Genomic DNA, 1,165 nt, shown 5'->3' on the forward strand with positions numbered 1-1,165 from the left:
CTAGTTGAATCTCTTGTCAATTTTTCTTTTCCTAAAGTAACAAAAGAGGGATCATTCCTTAAGAAGACGATTGTTCTGCGGCTTGTCTGACCAAATCAACTTCTAATTCCAAAGCCTCAGCGATTTGTTCTACACTCAATCCCAATTTCAAAAACTTAGGCACTGCTTCAAGCTTACCTTCGAGTTTACCCTCCAGTTTACCCTCCAGTTTACCTTCGAGCTTACCCTCCAGTTTACCTTCCTCTTTTGCCTCTTGATAAACCTTTGTATTCCTAATAGCATCTAAACCCAACATAGTTTCTACCTCTTCCCGGCTAAGTCTGGGAAACTTATAAATTACTACTGTCTCAATAAATTCTATAATTTCTCTCTGGGTAAGCGCATCCGTTAACTGCTGTTTAGCTTGCCCAATTAGTTGTTTAGCTTTTCCTGCTGTTTTACTTTCGCTTTCCACAATTAGCTGCACAATACCAACGCCGATTGAGGTATTGTCAGTTTTCCCCAGTTCATTTAAATAAACTCGTTGTATTTGGGAACTGTTGAGTAAAAAGCGATAAGGTCTAGGTTCTTCCGGTTCCACACTCTTTCTTGGAAATATCACCACAGCACGCCATTCATTTGCTGGCAGATACTGGTACAAATAGAGAAAGATTTCCGCAAAAACTCGCTGGTAAAAAGCTTCGTCTTTCTGAAACTGTACTTCTAGAAAGTAGATTGGTTGATTAGGGTTGCCAGATATGGGTAAAAATACCCCATCTAAACGAAAAGACTGTTGTTTAAGTTCAATGGATGTGAATTGATAGCCGCTAGTATCAGTTTCAGGTTGACCAATCAATTCAAAGAATACATTGGGAAAACTCTGAAATAGGCTATAAAAAAGGGTGTCAGTTTTCACAGTTGGCAGAAATTACATTTACCCTGGGGAGATTTAGGAAAATTTTAATACAGAAATTAGCTGCTCTTCCGGCTTTTTCTCGTAACAAGATTAGGTGACGCATCCACACCACGAAAGTATGGAAATTTCTCTTCCCAGCCCATACCAATTCAAAATTAAGAATCAAGACAAGCATTTGGGGCTATGTATCTGTCGCATTCTTTTTTCAAATTGGTATAATCCCTCTTTTGTTACTTTAGGAAAAGAAAAATTGACAAGAGATTCAACTAG

1 protein-coding gene is annotated in these 1,165 nt (G+C 38.4%); it reads right to left on the reverse strand.

Going from position 1 to position 1,165, the window contains the following annotated elements:
* Window positions 1-58: 58 nt before the first annotated feature.
* Complete coding sequence (locus ACM5QX_RS29515) at window positions 59-895, reverse strand: Rpn family recombination-promoting nuclease/putative transposase (RefSeq protein WP_414756753.1); 837 nt, start codon at window positions 893-895, stop codon at window positions 59-61.
* Window positions 896-1,165: the final 270 nt, after the last annotated feature.

It is taken from the genome of Anabaena sp. CCY 9910, from assembly GCF_963920875.1.
Classification (GTDB): Bacteria; Cyanobacteriota; Cyanobacteriia; order Cyanobacteriales; family Nostocaceae; genus Trichormus; species Trichormus variabilis.